Annotated in this window: 16 protein-coding genes and 2 pseudogenes; 13 read left to right on the top strand and 5 right to left on the bottom strand. The window is 38.6% G+C overall.

Annotation, left to right across the window (positions count from 1 at the left end; translation table 11 throughout):
- Positions 1-29: 29 nt before the first annotated feature.
- Complete coding sequence (locus tag CAL6303_RS27205) at positions 30-1,205, bottom strand: SpoIID/LytB domain-containing protein (RefSeq protein ID WP_015201055.1); 1,176 nt, start codon at positions 1,203-1,205, stop codon at positions 30-32.
- A 643-nt stretch (positions 1,206-1,848) separates the two neighbouring features.
- Here CAL6303_RS27205 and CAL6303_RS27200 point away from each other — a divergent pair.
- Positions 1,849-3,642, top strand: coding sequence for a serine/threonine-protein kinase (locus CAL6303_RS27200; protein WP_041740027.1), 1,794 nt, complete (start codon positions 1,849-1,851; stop codon positions 3,640-3,642).
- Positions 3,643-4,087: 445 nt separating this feature from the next.
- On the opposite strand, the gene CAL6303_RS27195 is transcribed toward CAL6303_RS27200, so the two are convergent.
- Complete coding sequence (locus CAL6303_RS27195; RefSeq protein WP_015201053.1) at positions 4,088-4,846, bottom strand: WecB/TagA/CpsF family glycosyltransferase; 759 nt, start codon at positions 4,844-4,846, stop codon at positions 4,088-4,090.
- A gap of 578 nt (positions 4,847-5,424) precedes the next feature.
- Here CAL6303_RS27195 and CAL6303_RS27190 point away from each other — a divergent pair.
- The 5 genes from CAL6303_RS27190 to CAL6303_RS27170 all read left to right on the top strand — a co-directional run bounded on the left by CAL6303_RS27190 (position 5,425) and on the right by CAL6303_RS27170 (position 10,334).
- Positions 5,425-6,147: a response regulator transcription factor gene (locus CAL6303_RS27190; RefSeq protein WP_015201052.1), complete on the top strand. Its 723-nt coding sequence runs from the start codon at positions 5,425-5,427 to the stop codon at positions 6,145-6,147.
- Positions 6,148-6,330: 183 nt separating this feature from the next.
- Positions 6,331-7,989 carry a SpoIIE family protein phosphatase gene (locus CAL6303_RS27185; protein ID WP_041740024.1) on the top strand — a complete coding sequence of 553 codons (1,659 nt, stop codon included), beginning with the start codon at positions 6,331-6,333 and terminating at the stop codon, positions 7,987-7,989.
- Between the two features lie 3 nt (positions 7,990-7,992).
- The gene (locus CAL6303_RS27180) at positions 7,993-8,430 is read left to right on the top strand and encodes an ATP-binding protein (RefSeq protein WP_015201050.1); all 438 of its coding nucleotides are present in this window, start codon (positions 7,993-7,995) and stop codon (positions 8,428-8,430) included.
- Positions 8,431-8,751: 321 nt separating this feature from the next.
- Entirely contained in the window at positions 8,752-9,705 is a 954-nt protein-coding gene (gene queG, locus CAL6303_RS27175; protein WP_015201049.1) for a tRNA epoxyqueuosine(34) reductase QueG, read from the top strand.
- Entirely contained in the window at positions 9,702-10,334 is a 633-nt protein-coding gene (locus tag CAL6303_RS27170; RefSeq protein WP_015201048.1) for an HAD-IA family hydrolase, read from the top strand. The genes queG and CAL6303_RS27170 overlap by 4 nt, the downstream gene beginning before the upstream one ends.
- A gap of 195 nt (positions 10,335-10,529) precedes the next feature.
- Here CAL6303_RS27170 and CAL6303_RS27165 read toward each other — a convergent pair whose 3' ends face one another.
- On the bottom strand, positions 10,530-10,904 hold the full coding sequence (locus CAL6303_RS27165) for a hypothetical protein (protein WP_015201047.1): 375 nt from the start codon (positions 10,902-10,904) through the stop codon (positions 10,530-10,532).
- 1,177 nt (positions 10,905-12,081) lie between these two features.
- On the opposite strand from CAL6303_RS27165, the gene mgtE reads away from it, so the two are divergent.
- From mgtE to CAL6303_RS27150, 3 genes are all read left to right on the top strand, one after another.
- Entirely contained in the window at positions 12,082-13,437 is a 1,356-nt protein-coding gene (mgtE, locus tag CAL6303_RS27160) for a magnesium transporter (RefSeq protein WP_015201046.1), read from the top strand.
- Positions 13,438-13,650: 213 nt separating this feature from the next.
- Positions 13,651-14,238, top strand: a complete 588-nt coding sequence (locus tag CAL6303_RS27155) for a helix-turn-helix transcriptional regulator (RefSeq protein WP_015201045.1) — start codon at positions 13,651-13,653, stop codon at positions 14,236-14,238.
- A 175-nt stretch (positions 14,239-14,413) separates the two neighbouring features.
- Positions 14,414-14,668: a TIGR03643 family protein gene (locus CAL6303_RS27150; RefSeq protein WP_015201044.1), complete on the top strand. Its 255-nt coding sequence runs from the start codon at positions 14,414-14,416 to the stop codon at positions 14,666-14,668.
- Positions 14,669-14,719: 51 nt separating this feature from the next.
- On the opposite strand, the gene CAL6303_RS27145 is transcribed toward CAL6303_RS27150, so the two are convergent.
- Positions 14,720-16,276 carry a Na+/H+ antiporter gene (locus tag CAL6303_RS27145; RefSeq protein ID WP_015201043.1) on the bottom strand — a complete coding sequence of 519 codons (1,557 nt, stop codon included), beginning with the start codon at positions 16,274-16,276 and terminating at the stop codon, positions 14,720-14,722.
- A 212-nt stretch (positions 16,277-16,488) separates the two neighbouring features.
- On the opposite strand from CAL6303_RS27145, the gene CAL6303_RS27140 reads away from it, so the two are divergent.
- From CAL6303_RS27140 to CAL6303_RS27125, 4 genes and pseudogenes are all read left to right on the top strand, one after another.
- Positions 16,489-17,511: a DUF389 domain-containing protein gene (locus CAL6303_RS27140; protein ID WP_015201042.1), complete on the top strand. Its 1,023-nt coding sequence runs from the start codon at positions 16,489-16,491 to the stop codon at positions 17,509-17,511.
- Positions 17,512-17,696: 185 nt separating this feature from the next.
- Positions 17,697-18,203 (top strand): annotated as a pseudogene (locus CAL6303_RS27135) (mechanosensitive ion channel family protein); the annotation flags it as partial.
- Between the two features lie 176 nt (positions 18,204-18,379).
- Entirely contained in the window at positions 18,380-19,597 is a 1,218-nt protein-coding gene (locus tag CAL6303_RS27130; protein ID WP_015196011.1) for an ISL3 family transposase, read from the top strand.
- Between the two features lie 16 nt (positions 19,598-19,613).
- Positions 19,614-20,117 (top strand): annotated as a pseudogene (locus CAL6303_RS27125) (mechanosensitive ion channel domain-containing protein); the annotation flags it as partial.
- A 78-nt stretch (positions 20,118-20,195) separates the two neighbouring features.
- Here the strand turns inward: CAL6303_RS27125 and CAL6303_RS27120 are convergent.
- Positions 20,196-20,669, bottom strand: coding sequence for a DUF4168 domain-containing protein (locus CAL6303_RS27120; protein WP_015201041.1), 474 nt, complete (start codon positions 20,667-20,669; stop codon positions 20,196-20,198).
- Between the last annotated feature and the right edge of the window lie 109 nt (positions 20,670-20,778).

Genomic DNA, 20,778 nt, shown 5'->3' with positions numbered 1-20,778 from the left:
GTTCCGGTGGAACGTCTCTACAAAGGATATTACTTTGTTTTAATTGGCGAGAGTGATACTCCTCGGAAATAATACGCCAAAATTTGCAGATGGTTAGCCCGTTGCTTGGCTAAATTATAAGCACCCCATTGACTCATCCCAATTGCGTGTCCGTAACCTTTCCCATCTAACGAAAAGATTCCAGATGTGGGTTTCACGGTGAAACGGGTGCTTTTAAGCTTTAACGCTGTTCGCACATCTTCCCCACGGAGGGTTTTTGTGCCTTTATCACCAGTAATTAACAAAGTTTTGACACTGCCAAACTTAGAAGTTTCCTTCACTTCCATACTTTTGACATTTCCAACTTCTGGGAAACGCTGACTGATTTCCACTGGAGTGAAAGTACGTTGCCAGGTACATTCGGGAATATTTTGATCAAAGTCGGGAACTGCCCGTAGGTAATCTTCCCTACTACCCCACACATCTTCAACATTTTCGGTATGTCCCCCAGAACAAGCGTGGAATACCGATAGAATCAGGCGATTTTTATAGGTTAATACTTGTCCGGCAGTTTTATCAACAGCGTTGAGGGTGGGAGTTGATTCGCTGACTACACCCTTATAAATTTGCCATCTATCAGGGGTATCGCCTAAATCAAAGACGGGGTCATTGCGACGTTTTTCACGTTCGTATAGGGCATAGGTACGAGCTGCGATCGCTTGAGCTTGCAAAGCCTCTTGGGGCCATCTGGGATTCATTTCCCCGCCAATTACACTGTAAAGATATTCTTCCAAATCAACCCAATTAACTGCTGTCAAACCTTTGGCTGTAGGTACCACCAAAGTCCGACCACGATACCATTTATCTCCGATATAAACAAATCCTTTGCCTGTCGGTTCAATCCAAAATAAACCGGAACGCCACTTATCTAGGGCAACACCACCACCTGGAATTGGTTGAGCATAGTAAGCGCTCATTGCCGGGAATTGTCCCAAAGTTTTACCAGTACCATCCTTGATGATTGCTGCTGTGGAACTACCCACTTTTACTTGATTTACATCACGTTCAATGGCTATCCGTAAAATAACTGATGCTTGAGCAGGAGCAAGTAAAGCCAACCACATAACTACACTCAGCCATAAGTGGCGTGTTTGTAGGGGAGGAAACAGGGAAGTTAGTAATAGTTGGATTTTCATGCAGCGTTTGTATTGATCATTATCACTCATTGACTTAACTTGATGATACTCAAATATTCGGGTTCCTGAATCAAGATTATAAATTCATTAAATCAATATTTTAAATCTTCATTTTGAGAATTAGACCTAATTTTTCAACACAAAATCCTTAGGTAAATATTCTCTCTACGCCGGAATAATCCGTACTTTGCTCTAGTAGTCTGTCAATTTTATTTTGACGGTTGTGTACCAATCCACAATTCGGTAGAGACGTAGCATTGCTACGTCTCTACAGCCGTCAATTTTATCTTGACAGACTACTAATCAGGTCAACTTTTTCCATCTTTGTGATAGTTAATTGGTAATTTTTTTTGCTGCTGATTTTTGCTCACATTATTACCAGCAATACTTTACACAGTATTAACACTCGCATGTCAGCAACAATAACTGTCACACCTAATTAGATTCTGCCAATTTATGTATTTATAAGCAGGTGCAACATTTCATACTAAAATTCGTCATTGCTGGCAGTGTAACTAAAATGATAAATTTAGTTTAAATATATCAGTATAAACCAGGAGAAAATTATATTGATATCATAAAAAAAAATAATTTTCCCCGAATTTGTAAGGGATTCCGGAATTTAGCCAGAATGGCAGGATATTAGAATAAGGAGTGATTAGATAACCAACTCATGATCCACCACATGATCGGTAGAGTACTGCAAGGACGTTACCAAATCGTCCAAAGCCTGGGTGCAGGGGTATTCGGACAGACATATATCGCGGTAGATATTAACCACCCAGAGAACCCTAAGTGTGTTGTTAAACAACTTAAGGTGACAAACTCGCAACCGAGTCATCTGGAAACCCTGCGATTACGTTTTCTTACGGAAACTGAAACTTTAAAGCAATTGGGACACCATGACCAAATTCCCCAATTGATCACTTGTTTTGAGGAAGAACAGCGTTTTTACTTAGTTCAAGATTTTATTGAGGGACATTCCCTAACAGCCGAGTTGCCTGTAAATCAAGGACTCAGCAGTTGTTGGAGTGAAAGCGAAGTAGTTCAGTTTCTCATTGATGCTTTGAGTATTTTGGAATTTGTTCATTCCCAAGGAGTAATTCATTGTGATGTTAAGCCGGAAAATTTAATTCGGCGAGCAGCAGATGGGAAACTGGTGATGATCGATTTTGGTTCGATTCAACCAGTTGATTTTATGAGTGATAGCGCATTACCCATATATCGAATTCCTGTCACCTCGTTAGGATATATTCCTCCAGAGCAATTTATCGGTCAAACTCAACCCAGCAGCGACATATATGCACTAGGGATGATTGCGATTCAGGCTTTAACAGGGCTGATGCCATTGCAATTAAAAATTGACCCACAAAGCAACGAAATACTTTGGCGATCGCGTTATACTCCCGTAGGTGATTATTTGGCTGCTGTCATTAGTCGCTTAGTTCGTTATAACCACAAAGAACGCTTTCAATCGGTTTCAGAAGTGATTCAGGTGCTGAAACAGATGCCTCTGGAATTTCAAGAATCCCCCGTACTTGATGCTAAGTATAGTGTCATAAATGGCGTAAATTCACCCCGTCAAACTTTGGCGAAGCCGAAGCAATCACCATTATTAACTGGAGTTAGAGTTGGACTAGCAGCAAATTCTTTAGTTTTGGGATTTGGTGTCTACTCTCTGGTGAATAACTCACCTGCCTATTCGGAAACTGAAACTTTATACCGAGCCACTGAAAATTACCAATCCGGGGATTTAGATGGTGCTATAGCCCTAGCAAAAACAATTCCTACCGATAGTAATGTTTATCCAGAAGCCCAGGTAACCATTGAAGAATGGCAAAAACAATGGCAATTGGCGGCTCAAAACTACCAAAAAGCAGAACTAGCTGCAAAAGACAACCGTTGGTCTGATGTATTACGGATTGCTCCACGTATACCTGATATTTTATATTGGCAGTCAAAAACAAATAAACTAGTTGATCGAGCACAAGCCAACACTAATATTGAAAGTCAAAATCTTCTTAGTCAAGCTTACGACAAAGCAACCGATAGAGATTTTAATAGCGCCATTAATTATCTTGAGCAAATCCCCCAAAACAGTTCAAAGGGAGACGTTGCCAGACAAAAGTTACTGGAGTATACCCAAAAACGCCAGATTCGGGCTGCCTACCTACTACAGAAAGCATTCAACAAAGCCGAAAATCGAAACTTTGACGATGCAGTCAAATATCTAGAACAGATTCCTCAGGAAACAAGCGTTTATGCGATCGCGCAAGCCAAATTAATCGAATATAATCAGAAACAACGGATTGTTGCCGAAGGTAGCAAATTGAAATCATCATCCATCGCTAAAGCAACAGAACCAGATGAAAATGGCGATGAATCTTTTATTCGCAGTAGTTCATCAACAAAACTACAAGATTTTCAACTAGGGAACGAGTTCTTAACTGAAGTAAACATTCGATGATAAAGAATAATTAACTTAACTTTATCAGACGTAGCAATGCTACGTCTTTTTTCTTTTTATCCCAGCACAATAGACATCTTTAGAAATTAATCAACTTTGGGGTTTAACAATATTGGGGGGTCTAAATCCCCGTACCAAAACCTAATGGCGTAGTTTGCTACTCGCTTTGCGAGTATTGCGACTTGTTTTAATGATGCTTTACCCATAAACTTTGTAGATCTGCGAAATTAGCCTACGGGTAGACACGTAGCGTAGCATGTTGTCTTACGACATAGTGGCTTATGCAAGTAGTAAGGGACTTCCAACAAAATAATTCCCCAATAGATGCATTGGTGGAACAGGCTTCTAGCCTGTTTTATGCAGGCTAGAAGCCCACACCACATGAGGATTTTTTAAATTGGAAGTCCCTAAGCTACGCATCTCTACGTTATTTTCCACCAGATGTCTATTGAACAACAGCGTTTTTATTAGTTGTTGCATAAACTGCTGCCTTGATGGCAAACTTGGGCAATGCAAGCATTCTTCGCCACCGCCAAGGCTCTTGATATAAGCGGTAGAGCCATTCTAAATTATTATCTCCCAACCAAGCTGGGGCACGATTTTTGATTCCTGACCAAACATCAAAACTACCACCAACACCAACCCAAATTGCATTGGGACATAGGTGACGATTTTGAGCAATCCAAAGTTCTTGTCGAGGTACACCTAAACCAACTAAAATAACTTCTGGTTGAAGTTGTGATAGAGTTTGAGCTAATTTTTCGGCTTCTGCCTCCGAGTGATAACCAGAATAAGTCCCGACAATATTGATACTAGGTGCTTGTTCGCGCCAATATTCAGCAGTTTTTTCCGCAACTTCCGGCGCTCCACCATATAAGAAAATCTTGGCACTATCTGGTATCTTTGCCGCTGCAAATAATAATGATTCTGCCAGTTCAATTCCTGGAGTACGTTTTACTGGTTGTTTCAGTAGTAAGCGTAAATACAAAACGACCCCAGCACCATCAGGAATCACTAATTCTGCATCCTGGATAATTCTAGCCAGAGTTTGATTTTGCTCCGCTTGCATCGTCATTTCCGCATTGAGAGTTACTACATGGGTGCCAATATTTCGTTTCAAGCGTTCCAGCAACCAATTGGGGTAATTGGGGATGATATGCACTGGTAAACCCAATACCGAAAATGAGGTAAGTGATTTAGACATAGGAAATTTGAATTAGACTCACACCTAAATTGAGCAATAGATATTTCAGCAAATTTGTTTGTATCATGAATTGTCTCATTTTTAGCAGTTAACCTGAATAGTAGTCTGTCAAGATAAAAATTACGGTTGTAGAGACGTATCACCGCTACGTCTATACGGGATTGTGGATGTGTATATAACCGTCAAAATAAAATTGACAGACTAATAGGTTGGTTAACTTACTCCTATATTCGAGATTTTTAGTATATATCCTTGTAAATTCTGCAAGTAAATAAATTAATTGCTCAAAGTTCTAATTAAACCGTGATATTGGATATTAGGCTAGCTAGATCAAAATATTTTCATCAGCCTATACTTGATTGCTCATTCAGTAGTAAACTTGGGTGGTATTTTTGAACCAAAATAAATCAAATGTAGTCATTTCGGCTCAAGCTTTGTAACAAAAGCAATAGCAGCAAGGTTACATTCTACTGATTTACTAGCCTTATTGGCAAAAGACAGATATTTTAAACTTTATTAGGACTTGATTTTAGTAGATTATTTTTTACAGTTAAGAATTTAACGGGCATAAATCAACCATGAGAAAAATTCGTGTAGTTCTAATTGAAGATCACGATCTAACCCGTGTGAGTATTCGCATCGCATTGCAGCAAAAGGGAGAAATTCAAGTTGTAGGTGAAGCTGCTAATGCCGCTGAGGGTTTGAAATTATCACAAGAGCAACAGCCGGATGTTGCCATAGTTGATATTGGCTTGCCAGATCGGGATGGAATTGAATTGACGCGGGAGTTAAAAACCCTTACTAGAACTGAAGAATCGAGGTTAGGAATCGTCATCTTGACGCTACGCGATAACAAAGAAGCTGTTCTGGCTGCCTTTGCAGCAGGGGCAGACTCCTACTGCATGAAAGATACAAAATATGATAATTTACTTGAAGCAGTGCGTGTCACCCACAATGGTAACGCTTGGATTGATCCAGCGATCGCGCGTTTGGTTCTTCAACAAGCACAGCAAAATCCTTTAAAACCCGAAATATTAACCGGAGAATTTAGAACCGCCAAGCTCAACGCCAATGATGAAGATGATTCTGATGAAATAATCGATGCTTATACCCTCACTGAGCGGGAATTAGAGGTTCTACAATTGATCGTTGAAGGCTGTAGTAATGCTGTAATCGCCGAAAGACTCTTTATCACCGTAGGAACAGTCAAAACCCACGTTCGTAATATTTTGAATAAACTTTGTGCCGATGATCGAACTCAAGCCGCTGTGCGTGCCCTACGTTCGGGCTTAGTTGGCTAATATACTAGTGCTTAATAATACTTTTGATCAAAATAGCCAAATTATTCAGTAAACTTAAATTCTCAGGAAAAAACTGGGTAAATTCTATATATAGAATGTTGTTTATTATTCTTTGATTACTGAGCGATATTGCTGAAATATGCGCGTCACTCTCAAGTAGTACATAAAAAAAGTAAGTCAAATATGACTGATACAGAAGCAGATAAACTCAAATTAATGGTGGTAGATGATGAGCCTGATAACTTAGAGCTGCTCTACCGCACTTTTCGCAGAGATTTCCATGTGTTCAAAGCTTGTGATGCGATGAATGCACTGGAAATTTTAAACAGAGAAGGAGAAATGGCTGTTATCATCTCCGACCAAAGAATGCCGGAAATGAAAGGAACTGAATTTCTGAGTCTTACAGTTGAACGTTTCCCTGACACCATTAGAATTCTGCTGACAGGATTCACGGATGTGGAGGATTTAGTTGATGCCATCAACTCCGGTCAGGTGTTTAAATACATCACTAAACCTTGGAAGCCAGATCGACTTAAGGCAGTTGTAGAACAAGCAGCTGACACTTACCACGTTGTCAGGAATCGCACCCAAGAATTACGACGAGCACTGCGTCGAGAATCGCTGTTTAATGCTGTCACCACAGCTATCCGCGAATCCCTCGATTATCAGAGTATGCTACAAAAAATAGTCGAAACAATTGGACAAGGTTTTGAGGCAAGTTATTGTTTTCTCAGACCTGTAGAAAACGATCGCCTCACAGCCGATGAGTATTCCTATTCTGACTCTAACGCCGGAAATATGCCTGAGGGTTTAGTATCGGAACCTATCATTGCAAAGGTCATCGAAACCCATCACTACCAATCCGCAGAACACAATGATGAAGATAACCCATGTTATCAACTCGTAGTACCGCTGATTTATCAGCAACAACTACTTGCTGTTCTCACCCTCTGCCAATGCAAATACCATCGTCCTTGGCGGGATGAAGAAGTAAATCTAATCGCTGGTGTTGCAGAACAAGCAGCATTAGCTCTTTCTCAGGCAAAGCTTTATCAGCGACTCCAAGAAAACCAAGAAAAAATTACCCTCGAATTAGAAGTTGCTCGGCAAATCCAAAATAATTTGCTGCGTCAAACTCTACCAGACATCAAAGGAACTAGAATTCAAGCCTGCTGTTTCCCTGCCAGGGAAGTAGGTGGCGACTTTTTTGAAGTGTTTGTTCATCCTAAAGGTGAACTTTGGATTGCAGTTGGTGATGTTTCTGGAAAAGGTGTCCCCGCAGCTTTATTTATGGCTAGTGCAATTTCTGTATTGCGTCGTGAACTCTCCCAAGAAACGCCCGCAATGCCCAATGTTGTAATGCGGAACTTAAATCATGCTTTATGCGACGATTTAATCGGTAGTAATTGTTTTATTACTATCGTTTTGGCTCGCTACACTCCATCTGACAAAGAGCTTGTTTATGCCAATGCTGGACATGTCTACCCAATGCTGTGGTCACATCAGGACATCGCTAGTAGTGAGGAACCTAAGTATTTGAAAACACGCGGCATTCCCTTAGGAATTTTACCAGTCTGGAATGCAGAATCTGGTCAATTAACATTGACATCAGGAGATACTCTTTTGCTTGCTAGTGATGGAATTACAGAAGCAACAGTTGGCGATCAAACTGACTTATCTTTACAAGGTATTGACCGTTCAATGTTACAGCAGTGCGGTTTATGGAAGCTGATTAAAAAGCAGATGCAACCTCTATCACTCAAAGATTTACTGTCATTTATCCAAGCGGATAATGATGTTCAAGAAGATGACCAAACTATACTTGCTTTGAAGGTTTTGTAGGTAATGAAAACTGAGCTTCATGTACCAAGCGACTTAAAGTTTTTGAATATAGTCGAGGAATGGTTGTTAGGATGTCTCAAACTTGAGTTAGGACAATCTGTTGATTGGTCACGTCAATCTAGTCGGTTGCGATTAGCTCTAGTTGAAGCCTACTCCAACGTTGTCCGTCATGCCCATAAGGATCAACCCAATGCACCGGTGATTATCCGCTTAGAACTGAAGGACAGAGATCTTGCTCTAGAAGTTTGGGATCGAGGAGATGGTTATGATGTTTCTGATTATTTTGCTCCTAACCCCACCGATAAACAGGAAGGAGGTTACGGTTGGTTAATCATGAACCGACTTATGGATAAAGTTGAGTATGAGTTAAAAGTTGGTGGTGGTAACTGCCTGAAACTGGAAGCAAGCATACCCGAAATTACCAATAATACTTCTAGCTAAAGTGTAGAGGTTTGATTTGAGTCAGAGTTTGCTGATTGATATTGATAGATTACTTTATCTAAGCAAAGCAAAGCCATTCATGATCAAACAAATCTATCACAGAGCGATTTGCCATCGCTCCCGTTATCGCAATATTCACTTTTTTCTGTTTTACCCCAATCTAAATACTATTGGGTCTACCGATATGTTTATTGCGATGAATATTCTCATTGTAGATTTTACCCCTGAAAATATCTGCATCATTTAAATTAAGAGCAATTCCTAAAAGTTTGTCATGTATAATTTAGGTGCGGCTATTAGGGTGAAATAGAAACAAAGTCAATGAATCAATCCTCCATAGTCAGCAGTGACGAAATCAAGCAAAAAGCATTAGAAATAGGATTTCATCAGGCGGGAATTGCACTTCCCAATACGACAGATACATTAGAAACGCAACGGTTACAAACTTGGTTAGGTTTAGGGTACCAAGCAGATATGGTGTGGATGGAAAATCCGAAACGCCAAGACATTAAGTCGATTATGCCCGAAGTGCGATCGCTAATCTGTGTTGCCCTCAATTATTACAACCCAGAATCGCGTCCCGAAGGTGCAGAATATGCGAAAATCTCCCGCTATGCCTGGGGTCGAGACTACCACAAAGTTATACATAAGAAGCTCAAAGCCCTCTGCCTGTGGCTAGAATCACTCCATCCCAGCATAAAAGCCAGATACTATGCTGACACTGGACCAGTCCAAGATAAAGTTTGGGCAGAACGTGCCGGAATCGGCTGGATTGCCAAAAATAGTAATCTCATCACTCGTGATTATGGCTCATGGGTGTTCCTTGGTGAGGTGCTGACAAACTTAGAACTAACTGCCGATAGTCCTCACTCTCAACATTGTGGAACCTGCACTCGCTGTATTCAAGCCTGTCCAACCCAAGCCATTACTAGTCCTGCCGTGGTTGATGCCAATCTTTGTATTGCTTACCATACAATCGAAAATCGTCAGCCAGAAATCCCCCCAAACATCAAATCAAAATTAGATGGTTGGGTGGCAGGTTGCGATATTTGCCAAGATGTTTGTCCTTGGAATCAACGTTTTGCCAAACCGACAAATGTAACTGAATTTCTACCTTATCCTCACAATATTGCCCCCAAGCTGATAGAATTATCGACAATCTCTGACGAGGAGTGGAATCAGCGTTTTCCTGCATCATCATTAAGGCGCATTAAGCCACAGATGTTACGACGGAATGCCCGTGCCAACCTTGAGACACTCCAGGCAAAAGCATGACACAGAAAGTAATTATTTTTGATTTTGATGGCACAATCGCAGACACAGTTGATGCTTTGGTCACAATTGCTAACCGCTTGGCAATCGAGTTTGGTTATGTCCAAATCACCCCTGAGGAGTTCGCAATTCTCAGAAGCTTTACTTCCCGAGAAATAATTAAGTATTCTCGGATATCAATTTTGAAAATTCCCTTTCTGGTGAAAAAAGTCAAATCCGAACTCAAAGATAAAATTCCTGAACTCAAGGCAATTAATGGAATTCAAGAAGCTTTAACGGAACTTAAACAGCAAGGGCATAGACTCGGCATAATTACTTCCAACTCTCAAGAGAATGTGACAGAGTTTTTAAAAATAAATAACCTTGATAGCTTATTTGAATTTGTTTATTCTGGAGTTACAATTTTTGGCAAAACTACCATTATCAATAATGTCCTTAGACAAAAACAGATCAAGCCACAAGAAGTAATTTATGTTGGTGACGAAACGCGAGATATTGAAGCCTCTAAAAAAGCTAATATCCAAGTCATCGCAGTTACGTGGGGATTTAATTCTCCGGAAGTCTTAGCCAAGCAAAAGCCTAATTTTTTGATTAATCATCCAAGCGAACTCTTGGAAGTAATTAAAAATTGATACAAGTAGGTGGGCGGGGAAATTTACAACGACGTAATTGAATGTAAAATGCTCGAAGCCTCTGTATAGGTAGAACCTATCCCCTTAAGACTTCTGGTACCCGTCATCCCTCCAACCTACACTGCACAAGCTAGGCAGTAGCAAACTATAGTTCTGCTTATTTACACCGACCTAATTATCTATTCTGTGGGTTAACTATTGTCCGGGTTTACCCATTTCCAGAGCTTTTTTTACCAAATCATCACTCACATTACCACCACTATTTTCTGTAACTGCTGACATCTCAGATGCCATTTTCATGTAGTCTTCTGGAGTACCTGTAGCTTGCGTTTGTGCTTCTTTTTGTTCTGGTTCGGGTACTTGAAATTTGGGTGCAAGGCTTGCCTCTAATTCTTTTATGCCTTGTTCTGTTTGAGCATTTCTGTTGGTGCTAATTTGTTGTGCTGCGTCATAATCAGCATCTAAATTAACGGTCGGAGCCTTTTCTATGCCTTCTTCGATATTTTCAGCGATCAGTTCTGCGTCGTGGGTAGATACTTCTTTCACACTAGGCTTTATTTCTTCAGACATTTTGAAACCCCTATTTTCAAAGCTAGACAAATACTCTATGTAACTACTTAATAGGTAATTACTTATTTCTTACTACAGTCACACTTTACCAAGGGGATCCTTTGTTTACTGCTACCTCAGGGGTGATTTGCGTCTGTGTTTAAAGGTAGATAAAATTTAGGGAATATTTTTGGTTATTACTTCTCGAGACAGAAGATACTGGCAGTATTGGCAGTATAATTTTGCTGCATAGACTAAAACAAGTCGCAATACTCGCAAAGCGAGTAGCAAACTATGCAAGTAAGTTTTGTGACGGGTATTTAAATAAGGTAGGTTTGTAGGGTAAGTTTTCCCCACAATGCTGCCGTAGTTAGGTAGGGGACTTAAGCCCAAAGTTCCTTTAAGACTTAATGTGTTTATCTATAGCAGGTACTTGAGTATATACTCTGAAATTATAAAGACTTGATTTTTATACATAAACACAATAATATATCACTAAGGGTAGTAATAAACACATTTAAGCTAGCTGGAAAATCTAAAGATTCAGGGTAAGTGGTGGTTTTGGCGGCTTATTCAAGAAGTTTACCAAAGATAAAAATATTTTGACGAAGAGACAGAAAAATCTGACTTAAATTGGATGCTAATTACAATGACATCAAGTTAAGTTCACATGATGGTTGAGTTAAGATTTCGCGGTTAAAGATATTGATAACTATTATTGTTTGATTTTTGTTTCGATTTGTAAATCAATCGACCAGCTATTAAATTGATGGTGAAACTTGCATCAATGTTGTTACACAGGGAAAACTTGCTGTGACTGTAGATATAGAGTTTTTCTCTAATTATTCTGCGTAATTATTTTGATGTGGCTAAGTGTAAAAAAGAATTGATGAATCTACTTGACACAAATAGTGATAGTAGTAAAATTTACTAAATTACACAAAATTACACATCCACAGTAATCAGGGTAATAGTTAATTAACTGTACTAAATACTACATGTTTTTTAGATAAAGTTGCAGTATCTACCGAATAAGAACATTCCGGGTTAGGATGATAACTTAACGATGCCTTGATTGGATATCGATATTGAGTTTCTAAGGGTTTATGGACCATAGTCCGCAAGATCGCAGTACCAACCTCCTCTAAGCTGGTGATAACAGTTGTTTCCCAGCGAGGGGGAGGCAATAGGAGGTTTTATGTTGCTACAAGAATTACGTGATTCCAGGGTTGATATTAATGACTTGAATCAACTCAAAGGTGATTTAAATCGCCTACCACCTGTTGATGTGGGTGAGTGCATTGCACAGTTACCAAAAGAACAACGGGCGATCGCATTTCGTTTGTTAAATAAATCACAAGCGATTGATGTGTTTGAATATTTGCCTCCGGAAATTCAAGAAGAGTTAATTAATTCACTGCATGATGTACATGTGGTGCAGATTGTGGAGGCAATGAGTCCTGATGATCGGGCAGAATTATTTGATGAGTTACCAGCAAAAGTTGTCAAACGGCTGTTACAGGAGTTGAGTCTGGAACAACGTCATGCTACAGCAACGATTCTGGGATATCCCGAAGGTACTGCTGGGAGGTTGATGACGACAGAGTATGTGTGGTTAAGGGAAGGATTGACTGTCGGAGAAGCGTTAAGTAAGATTCGTCGTCAAGATGAAGATAAGGAGACTATTTACTATGCTTATGTAACTGATAATAATCGCAAGTTGGTACGGGTGGTATCATTGCGGCAATTATTATTTACTTTTCCTGATGTTCTGATTCGGGAGATAGCTAGCGAACGTGTAATCAAAGTCCGTACCGAAACTTTACAGGAAGAAGTGGCGCAAATTATGAAGCGTTACGATTTGATTGCGATGCCTGTGGTTGATCGAGAAGACCGTTTGGTAGGTATCATCACGATTGATGATGTGGTAGATATTTTAGAAGAAGAAGCCACTGAAGATATCCAGAAGCTAGCTGGTGTGGGTAGCGGTGATGAGGGAGCGCTTTCTGCTCCGATTGTGACACTTCGTAACCGTTTACCGTGGTTGTTGGGAATTATGTGTTTATATATCGGAGCGTCGAGTGCGATCGCGCCATTCCAACCGACTATAGCGGCAGTTCCTGTACTAGCTGTAATTATGCCTCTATTTTCCAATACTGGGGGAACTGTCGGAATTCAAGCTTTAACTGTGACGATTCGGGGATTAGGCATCGGAGAAGTAACACCAAAAGATACATTTAGGATTCTCCGTAAGGAGCTAACTGCTGGATTAGGAACAGCTATAACCCTAGGTATAACGATGGTTTTGCTGTCTTTGATCTGGGCACCACCTCAAGAACGTTGGGTATCAGTTATTGCTGGGATGGTGATGATGATAAATACTCTTGTAGCTGTAACCTTGGGAACTCTGTTACCTATGGGTTTGAAACGGATGAAGTTAGATCCGGCTTTAGTTAGCGGTCCCTTGGTGACGACACTATTAGATGCAATTGGATTTATGATTTTCTTGACAATGATTTCTACAGCACTACATGTTTTTAACTTTCGTCCGTGAATCAAAAATAATATCTATATAGCAGAACTTGAATAGTACAGAATTAGGGAGGTGACATGTTGCATGTTATCTCCTTAAGTTATGTGTGTTTTCCGAAATCCCAGTTAAAAAGTTTGTATTAATATCATGTAAAACAAAGTTAAACTCACTGTTCATATTTCTTTTGGGGATGATGAATAGATATTTTATTTGATAAATGATAATAATAATTATATGCTTTCTCCCAGATTAATCACAACTAAAATAGAAGATAATAGTCAGGAAAAACAACTGCGCGGTCAATCTTTTTTTCAGGAAGTAATTGAAGGTTTACAAGATGGAATAATTATTATTTCGGAGACAGGGAAAGTAATTCATGCTAATTCCAATGCTAAAAGTATCTGCAATAATTTAAGTTTATTCGATTTTCAAGATTTACCATCCCCAATTTGGAGACTTTGCGAATCTTTAATTGAGAGTCAAAATCTGTTCCCTTTAGATAGTTTTATTCTTTCTGATGAAATTACTATTAATATTAATACTGTAATTAGGATTCGTGTCAGATGGATGAATTTAGAACAAATTAGATATCCTTGTATATTAGTAACGATGGAAAATAGATCAGAATCAATTAAAAATGCTGCAATAGCTGAAGCAAAAAAATATGAATTGACCACAAGAGAAGCTGAAGTGTGGTTTTTGTATAGAGCTAATTATAGCTACAAACAAATTTCAGATCAGCTTTATATTACAATCAATACAGTGAAGAAGCATATGAAAAATATCCATGCTAAGAGATATCCTTTTACAGATGTTGCTTAGAGCCTAAATAGGTGGATTCAAATAAAGCTAACTATGTAAGGAATAGCACTAAGTTAGGAGAAAGTCCTTGCGGTGAATACTTCCCAGCCTATTGAGATTTGGAAATTAGTAGGCTTGGGAATGCGGATTAATCTAGGCTAAAATAACTATTGGTAAGGCAAACTTAAAATTTCAGATGAAGTTACCAGAGTTAGAGCAAGAAGTAATCGATCGGATTGTAGAGATGGCTTGGGAAGATCGGACACCATTTGATGCAATCGAGACACAGCACGGTTTATTAGAGAAGCAGGTGATTGCTTTAATGCGTCGGGAAATGAAAGAATCAAGCTTTAGGATGTGGCGCGATCGCGTGAGCGGTAGAAAGACCAAACATCTCGGAAAAAGAGAGTTTTTTGCAGGTCGTTTCAAGTCTGATAACCAAAAAACCTAAAGATGATAGAGAAGTTGGGAATCTTGGAGCAACCAAAAAACCCTGACTTTTTCACTTTTTGTCTATCACCTCTTGCAGAAAGGGTGAAAGTTCACTATTTAACCGACCTGAACGGACAAACTCAGCATAAGTATTGGCTTCAACTGATAGTAATTCCTGCCGTACTTGCTCCATCATAAAATCTTTCAGGTTCGGATATTCATCCTGTAATTGCTCGATTTTTCCTTGTAGAGATGCAATTTCTCCGCGAATGAGTGTTGCTTGATACCGACAAAATTCTGGATCAATCCCCCGACGCTGCTCCACTTGGCTCAAGTGTTGGAGTACGTGATTTAAGGCGCTTTCGCGGGCAACTGCTTCTAAATAGAGTTGACGTGATGGTTGATCACCTAATAGTTGCAGCCTCTTTAATAAAGGCTGGATGGTTAATCCTTGAACAAGCAGTGTAAATAATACGGCACCGAAGACTGTAGCAATTAATCCTTCCCGATTTGGTAAATTAGCGGAAACGCTCAATGCTAAGGCAATGGAAACAGCACCCCGCAATCCACCCCACCAAAGCACTGTTTGGTCTGGTAGAGTGATTGGATTAGCTACACGATTGCTGAAAAAGCTCAAGGTATAGATAGCGATCGCGCGTGTGAGAATCATCGCTCCTACTGTAATAGCGATCGCTTGTAAATGATCGCCTAAAACCACAAAGTGAATTTGATCGCCAATCAGCAAAAACACAATTGAATTCACAAAAAATGCCAGAAATTCCCAAAACTCAGTGACAATTACCCTTGTACGGGGGTTCATACCAATTCGAGAACCAAAGTTACCTAAAATTAGACCTGTAGTCACAACTCCAATCACCCCAGAACCCCCCAAATCTTCGGTAATTAGATAAGTTCCGTAAGCAGCAACTAAGGTTAACGACTGTTCAACTAAGGGTAAATCAAAGCGTTGAGTTAGATAGGAGATACCAAATCCAATTAAACCTCCAACAGCGATACCAATAACCATAACGGTTAAAAACTGGAGCAAAATTGGTCTGAATCCTAATTCAGCAGTCCCCGCAGACAGCGCGGCTAAAAAACCAAAGGCAACAACAGCCATGCCATCATTAAATAAACTCTCACCTTCCATTAAAGTTGAAAGCCTTTTGTCAGTTCCTAGTTCTCGAAATAATGCAGTCACAGAAACAGGATCAGTCGCGGAAAGGCAAGCTCCAATTAGCAAAGCAGTTGTCAGGGAAATTCCTGCTAGTTGATTTAATCCAATTGCGATTCCACCAATAGAAATTACTACCCCAATTATTGCAAATAAACAAATTGGCAATAAATCCTGCTTTAAATCTGTCCATTTTAAATTCCAAGCAGCTTCAAATAATAACGGTGGTAAAAAAATCGACAAAATCAAGCCGGGAGAAAGATTTACTAATCGCACATCTACCAGCGCTAACATCAACCCGACAATTACTAATAATAGCGTGTAGGGGATACGACGAAACCAGCTAAATATCTGTGGTAGGGTGGCTACGCTGAGGGAAACTAAAAGTACCAGGAGAAATTGCTTGAGATTTTCTTCAATTACCACTTCTCCCATTGCCGATTCAATCGCCATGCCGGAATTACCCTGAAATTTACAAGTTAATTTTAATTCTATTGTTTATGTAAGTAGTATTAATTTCCGGGTTTTATCAGCTATTTTAGGCATACTTACGTCAAAAGATAGAAATTATCGTTTGAAAATTTATCACCATTAGTAGATGACTCTAATTCAAAAATCAGAATTTAATGAGATGTCGAATTAGACCAAAATTAAAGGAGTAAACTTTGCTAGAGAGCATCCGCGATCGCTTCAAAAACTTTAAACGATATAGGCTAGAACCAATACGGATACAGCAAATACAAGCAGAATTGCTAGAAGAATCTAGTCCAGATGTGACTTACTTAATTTTAATTATTGGTTCCTGTGCGATTGCTAGCTTTGGTTTACTTAGTAATAGTGCAGCGGTAATTATTGGAGCGATGATTGTTGCACCTTTAATGCTACCAATTCGTGGTTTAGCTTTTGGTGCATTGTCGGCGAATGTCGAGTTGTTTCGTAGAGCTTTAATTGCCATCATAGTCGGTACTTTATCGGCAATAGTCATGTCTTGCAGTTTAGGTTTGCTGGTTGGGATTTCTAACTTTGGAAGTGAAGTGTTATCTCGTTCCAAACCAACTTTATTAGATTTGGGGATAGCGGTAGTAGCTGGGAGTATTAGCGGCTATGCCAAAGTTCAGCCGAAGATTTCCACCAGTTTAGCAGGAACAGCGATCGCAGTCGCGCTGATGCCGCCTGTTTGCGTTATCGGTTTAGGAATCTCACAAGCAAATTGGTCACTTAGTCAGGGAGCAACTTTGCTTTATCTCACAAATCTGCTAGGTATTACCCTTGCTTGTATGGTGACATTTTTTGTTGTCGGCTATTCTCCACTTCAAAAAGCTAGGACACCTTTAATTTTGACATTATTATTTATCAGTACCTTGATGATTCCTTTAACTATTAGCTTTAGTCGATTAGTTCAGCAAGCACGACTAGAAAGTAGTGTGAAAAAGATATTACTCAACCGTACCCTAACATTTCAACGCTTAGATTTAATTAAAAGTGATACTAATTGGTTAACAAATCCCCCACAAGTTCGATTAAGTGTAAGAGCAAAAGAACCTGTGACAATTACACAGGTCAGGTTGTTAGAAGATTTTTTAGCAAAAGAAATGGGACGACCTTTTACTTTAATATTTGAGGTTGGACAAATTGAAGAAGTCAGAAGAGATATGACAACTTTTGATTTCGATGAAAGTAAGGAATAGAAATAAAAATTAATTTACTAACAAAATCAAGTTATGATTAAATGTTGGATCAAAAGTCACGGTGAATAGATATTTCTGTCACCCTTGACTATTAGATGAGATATTAAATAGTTAAATTATCTTTTCAGATATCAACTTAATGACCATTAAAAAGTGGTTCCAAAATATGTGTAAAAGCAAATAATATGAAAGCAGATATATCAGCAGTTTGGGATCAAATTCAGGGAATGGTTAATGGATTTCTTATCCTCTTACCGAATATCGTGCTGGGATTAATTGTTTTTGCCATCTTCTTTTTTGTGGCGAAGTCAATTAAAAAAGTAGTCAAACGCTTGACCCATAAACATCGTCAAGCTAGAAGTTTAGGCATGGTGCTAGGAAGACTGGCACAAGGTACAACAATTTTGCTTGGTTTATTTATTGCTTTATCGATTGTAATACCGACTTTTAAAGCAAGTGATTTAATTCAATTGTTGGGAATTAGTGGGGTAGCAATTGGTTTTGCTTTTCGGGATATTTTACAAAACTTTTTAGCGGGTATTTTGCTTTTATTAACTGAACCTTTTCAAATCAACGATCAAATTATCTTTAAAAATTTTGAAGGGACTGTTGAAAATATCCAAACAAGGGCTACTACTATTAGAACCTATGATGGTCGGCGAATTGTGATTCCTAATTCCGAGTTATTTACGGTTCTACCGATCCCCTTATGAAAAAAAATATATTTAGATGTGAAAAAATGGCTATAACTTAACAAGAATGTATAGCTACAACTCAAGCTAGATAAAGGTTTATGGATTTTTAAATATACCAAATCTGTGAGAGAATACAAGTAAAATAGCCATAAATTAAATTTTCGGTGCTCGCTATGAAGTTTTCCGTAGAGCAAATTCTGAATTTACCAGGGATAAAAGTATTAAATTGTCAAGATATTGAAGGCTTAGGATTAATCATAGAAATACAAGTTGACTCCAAATCTTCTAAATGTCCAAGATGTGGTAAAGCTAGTCATAGTATACATCAGCATCATTGGCGTAATATTAAAGACTTGCCATGGAGTAATCAGCAAGTAATATTAAGAATTGATCGTCGTCAATTTAGGTGCAAAAATTGTCAAAAATTATTTAGTGAGGATTTAGATTTTGTCGATAAACAACGAGGATATACTAAAAGATTTGCAATAGAAATAGTGAAACAAGTGTTAGACAGTAACATTCGTAGTGTTGCAGAGAGAAATGATTTAAGTGAATCAGAAATTCAATCGATGCTAGATTCTTTAGAATCAGATATCAGTTTTGAGACAAGTGAAATAAAGCGTCTAGGTATAGATGAAATTTCTTTAATTAAAGGTCAAGGTAATTATTTAGGAGTATTGGTAGATTTAGACAGAAGAAAACCAATTGATATTGTTGAGTCACGTCGTCAATCAGAAATGACTCAAGCTTTGCAGAGTATGGGCAATGAGGTTTTAGAGCAAATTGAAGAAGTTAGTATAGACTTGTGGAAACCATATAAAAGTTTAGTCAAAGAGTTGATGCCAAATGCAGAAGTAACTATTGATAGATTTCATGTAATGAAACAGGTAAATGATGAATTAGATGCAGCGCGTAAACAGCAAAAAAAAGAAGCAAATTCCCTCAAGAATAAATTAGATAGAGATCGAATATTGGCGGGATTATTAAAAAGTAAATATAGCTTGTTGAAAAACGAAGATTCTTTAAATGAGACTCAAAAAGAAAAGCTAAAAGCAGTTCAAAATGTATCTCCAACTCTATCAAAAATGCACGAGTTAAAAGAGAAATTCAGAAATATATTTAACACTGCTGAATCATGGGGCGATGGGGTACTAAAATTATTAGATTGGATGTATGATTCGAGTTTATACTTTCCGAAAACTATTAGAACAATTTTTAGATGGTTTGGAGATATAGTTGGTTATTTTGAACAAAGAACAACTAGTGGCACTGTAGAAGGAATTAATAATAAGTTGAAGCTAGTCAAAAGATTAGGATATGGTTTCCGTAATTTCGCAAATTTTAGATTACGCTGCTTATTATCTTGGCACTTTAGTGTTAAATTTCCATAAGGGGATCGGTAGAACCTTATTTACTAATTCGGTGACTGTGAATACTACTTTTGATAATCGTCGTTTGCAGTATGATGTTGGGATTGGCTATAGTGATGATATTGACATAGCCAAGCAATTAATCCTCGAAGCAATGCATAGCGTTAATGAGGTTTTGCAAGATCCCGCTCCCGATGTACTGGTGATGGATTTAGCCGAAAGCACCGTTAATATCCGCGCACGTTGGTGGATAAATCCACCGCGTCGGATAGATGATTTAGCTTCACGCGATCGCGTTCTCTGTGCAATTAAGAAAAAACTCACGGAAAATGGTATCGATTTACCTTATCCAACCAGACAAATTTTATTCCATGACCCAACCGAAGAGACTGACGGAGATAGATCCCTTCAACGTGAAGGTTGGACTGCTGGTAAAAGGGAATTTCCCAGGTCTGGCAATATTAGCAACTCTATCAGAGAATTGGCACAAGTGCAGACCCAACAGAATGACCATTCTCAAGAAACACACAATAAACAGTAAAAAAAAAGGTCATAAATCGTTGATTAAGAACAACAATCAAATATGACCACAGATAACAGATTTATATCAGACTTTTATTTAACGGGAAGCCGGAACTTTTTGCAAGTCAATTAATAGTTTAAACATTTGATTCTTCAAATTTTCACTATTTTGAACTTCCACAGTCATACGATTAAAGCTTTCAGTGGTTAAACCATTTTCTTCCACAATCTTTTTAGCTTGAGCGCAGTAATTGACTGCGATATTTTTTGCTTTTCCAGGCAAATTATTTAAACTCTTGGGGTCATTACAAACAATCTGGGGAATTTCGTTTCCACCCACTAACTTCTTAATTTCATCAAAAGCTTGTTGGCGTGGTGCTTCCATTGCCAACATTGCCTTAGCATAGCTAGTCATTTCGGCTTTATTGGGTGGATTTTGGGCTTTTGCTGGGGAACTGCATAGAAAGACAGCTGCAACTACACCCAAGATTGCCATTGAACGAGAAAATATAGACTTATGGGAGTTTATAAGTTTATGACTATGGGAATTAGGGTAATATATTTCTGTCATTGGTGGATTAAGAACAATAAAAGTATCTAGAGGTTAATTACTGGGAATTATTTTATGTATAAGAAGTTCCACAAAAGATGATTTCTCACAAATATTTATCAAAATAGAA

Source organism: Calothrix sp. PCC 6303, from assembly GCF_000317435.1.
Taxonomy (GTDB): domain Bacteria; phylum Cyanobacteriota; class Cyanobacteriia; order Cyanobacteriales; family Nostocaceae; genus PCC-6303.
Note: the sequence above shows the minus strand (reverse complement) of the source record. Positions and strands in the feature narration are given on the sequence as shown.

What these genes read in the sequence shown, in the direction of transcription:
- CAL6303_RS27205 (WP_015201055.1), bottom strand. Translation starts at nt 1,205, where the DNA reads ATGAGTGATAATGATCAATACAAACGCTGCATGAAAATCCAACTATTA.
- CAL6303_RS27200 (WP_041740027.1), top strand. Translation starts at nt 1,849, where the DNA reads ATGATCCACCACATGATCGGTAGAGTACTGCAAGGACGTTACCAAATC.
- CAL6303_RS27195 (WP_015201053.1), bottom strand. Translation starts at nt 4,846, where the DNA reads ATGTCTAAATCACTTACCTCATTTTCGGTATTGGGTTTACCAGTGCAT.
- CAL6303_RS27190 (WP_015201052.1), top strand. Translation starts at nt 5,425, where the DNA reads ATGAGAAAAATTCGTGTAGTTCTAATTGAAGATCACGATCTAACCCGT.
- CAL6303_RS27185 (WP_041740024.1), top strand. Translation starts at nt 6,331, where the DNA reads ATGACTGATACAGAAGCAGATAAACTCAAATTAATGGTGGTAGATGAT.
- CAL6303_RS27180 (WP_015201050.1), top strand. Translation starts at nt 7,993, where the DNA reads ATGAAAACTGAGCTTCATGTACCAAGCGACTTAAAGTTTTTGAATATA.
- queG (WP_015201049.1), top strand. Translation starts at nt 8,752, where the DNA reads ATGAATCAATCCTCCATAGTCAGCAGTGACGAAATCAAGCAAAAAGCA.
- CAL6303_RS27170 (WP_015201048.1), top strand. Translation starts at nt 9,702, where the DNA reads ATGACACAGAAAGTAATTATTTTTGATTTTGATGGCACAATCGCAGAC.
- CAL6303_RS27165 (WP_015201047.1), bottom strand. Translation starts at nt 10,904, where the DNA reads ATGTCTGAAGAAATAAAGCCTAGTGTGAAAGAAGTATCTACCCACGAC.
- mgtE (WP_015201046.1), top strand. Translation starts at nt 12,082, where the DNA reads ATGTTGCTACAAGAATTACGTGATTCCAGGGTTGATATTAATGACTTG.
- CAL6303_RS27155 (WP_015201045.1), top strand. Translation starts at nt 13,651, where the DNA reads ATGCTTTCTCCCAGATTAATCACAACTAAAATAGAAGATAATAGTCAG.
- CAL6303_RS27150 (WP_015201044.1), top strand. Translation starts at nt 14,414, where the DNA reads ATGAAGTTACCAGAGTTAGAGCAAGAAGTAATCGATCGGATTGTAGAG.
- CAL6303_RS27145 (WP_015201043.1), bottom strand. Translation starts at nt 16,276, where the DNA reads ATGGCGATTGAATCGGCAATGGGAGAAGTGGTAATTGAAGAAAATCTC.
- CAL6303_RS27130 (WP_015196011.1), top strand. Translation starts at nt 18,380, where the DNA reads ATGAAGTTTTCCGTAGAGCAAATTCTGAATTTACCAGGGATAAAAGTA.
- CAL6303_RS27120 (WP_015201041.1), bottom strand. Translation starts at nt 20,669, where the DNA reads ATGACAGAAATATATTACCCTAATTCCCATAGTCATAAACTTATAAAC.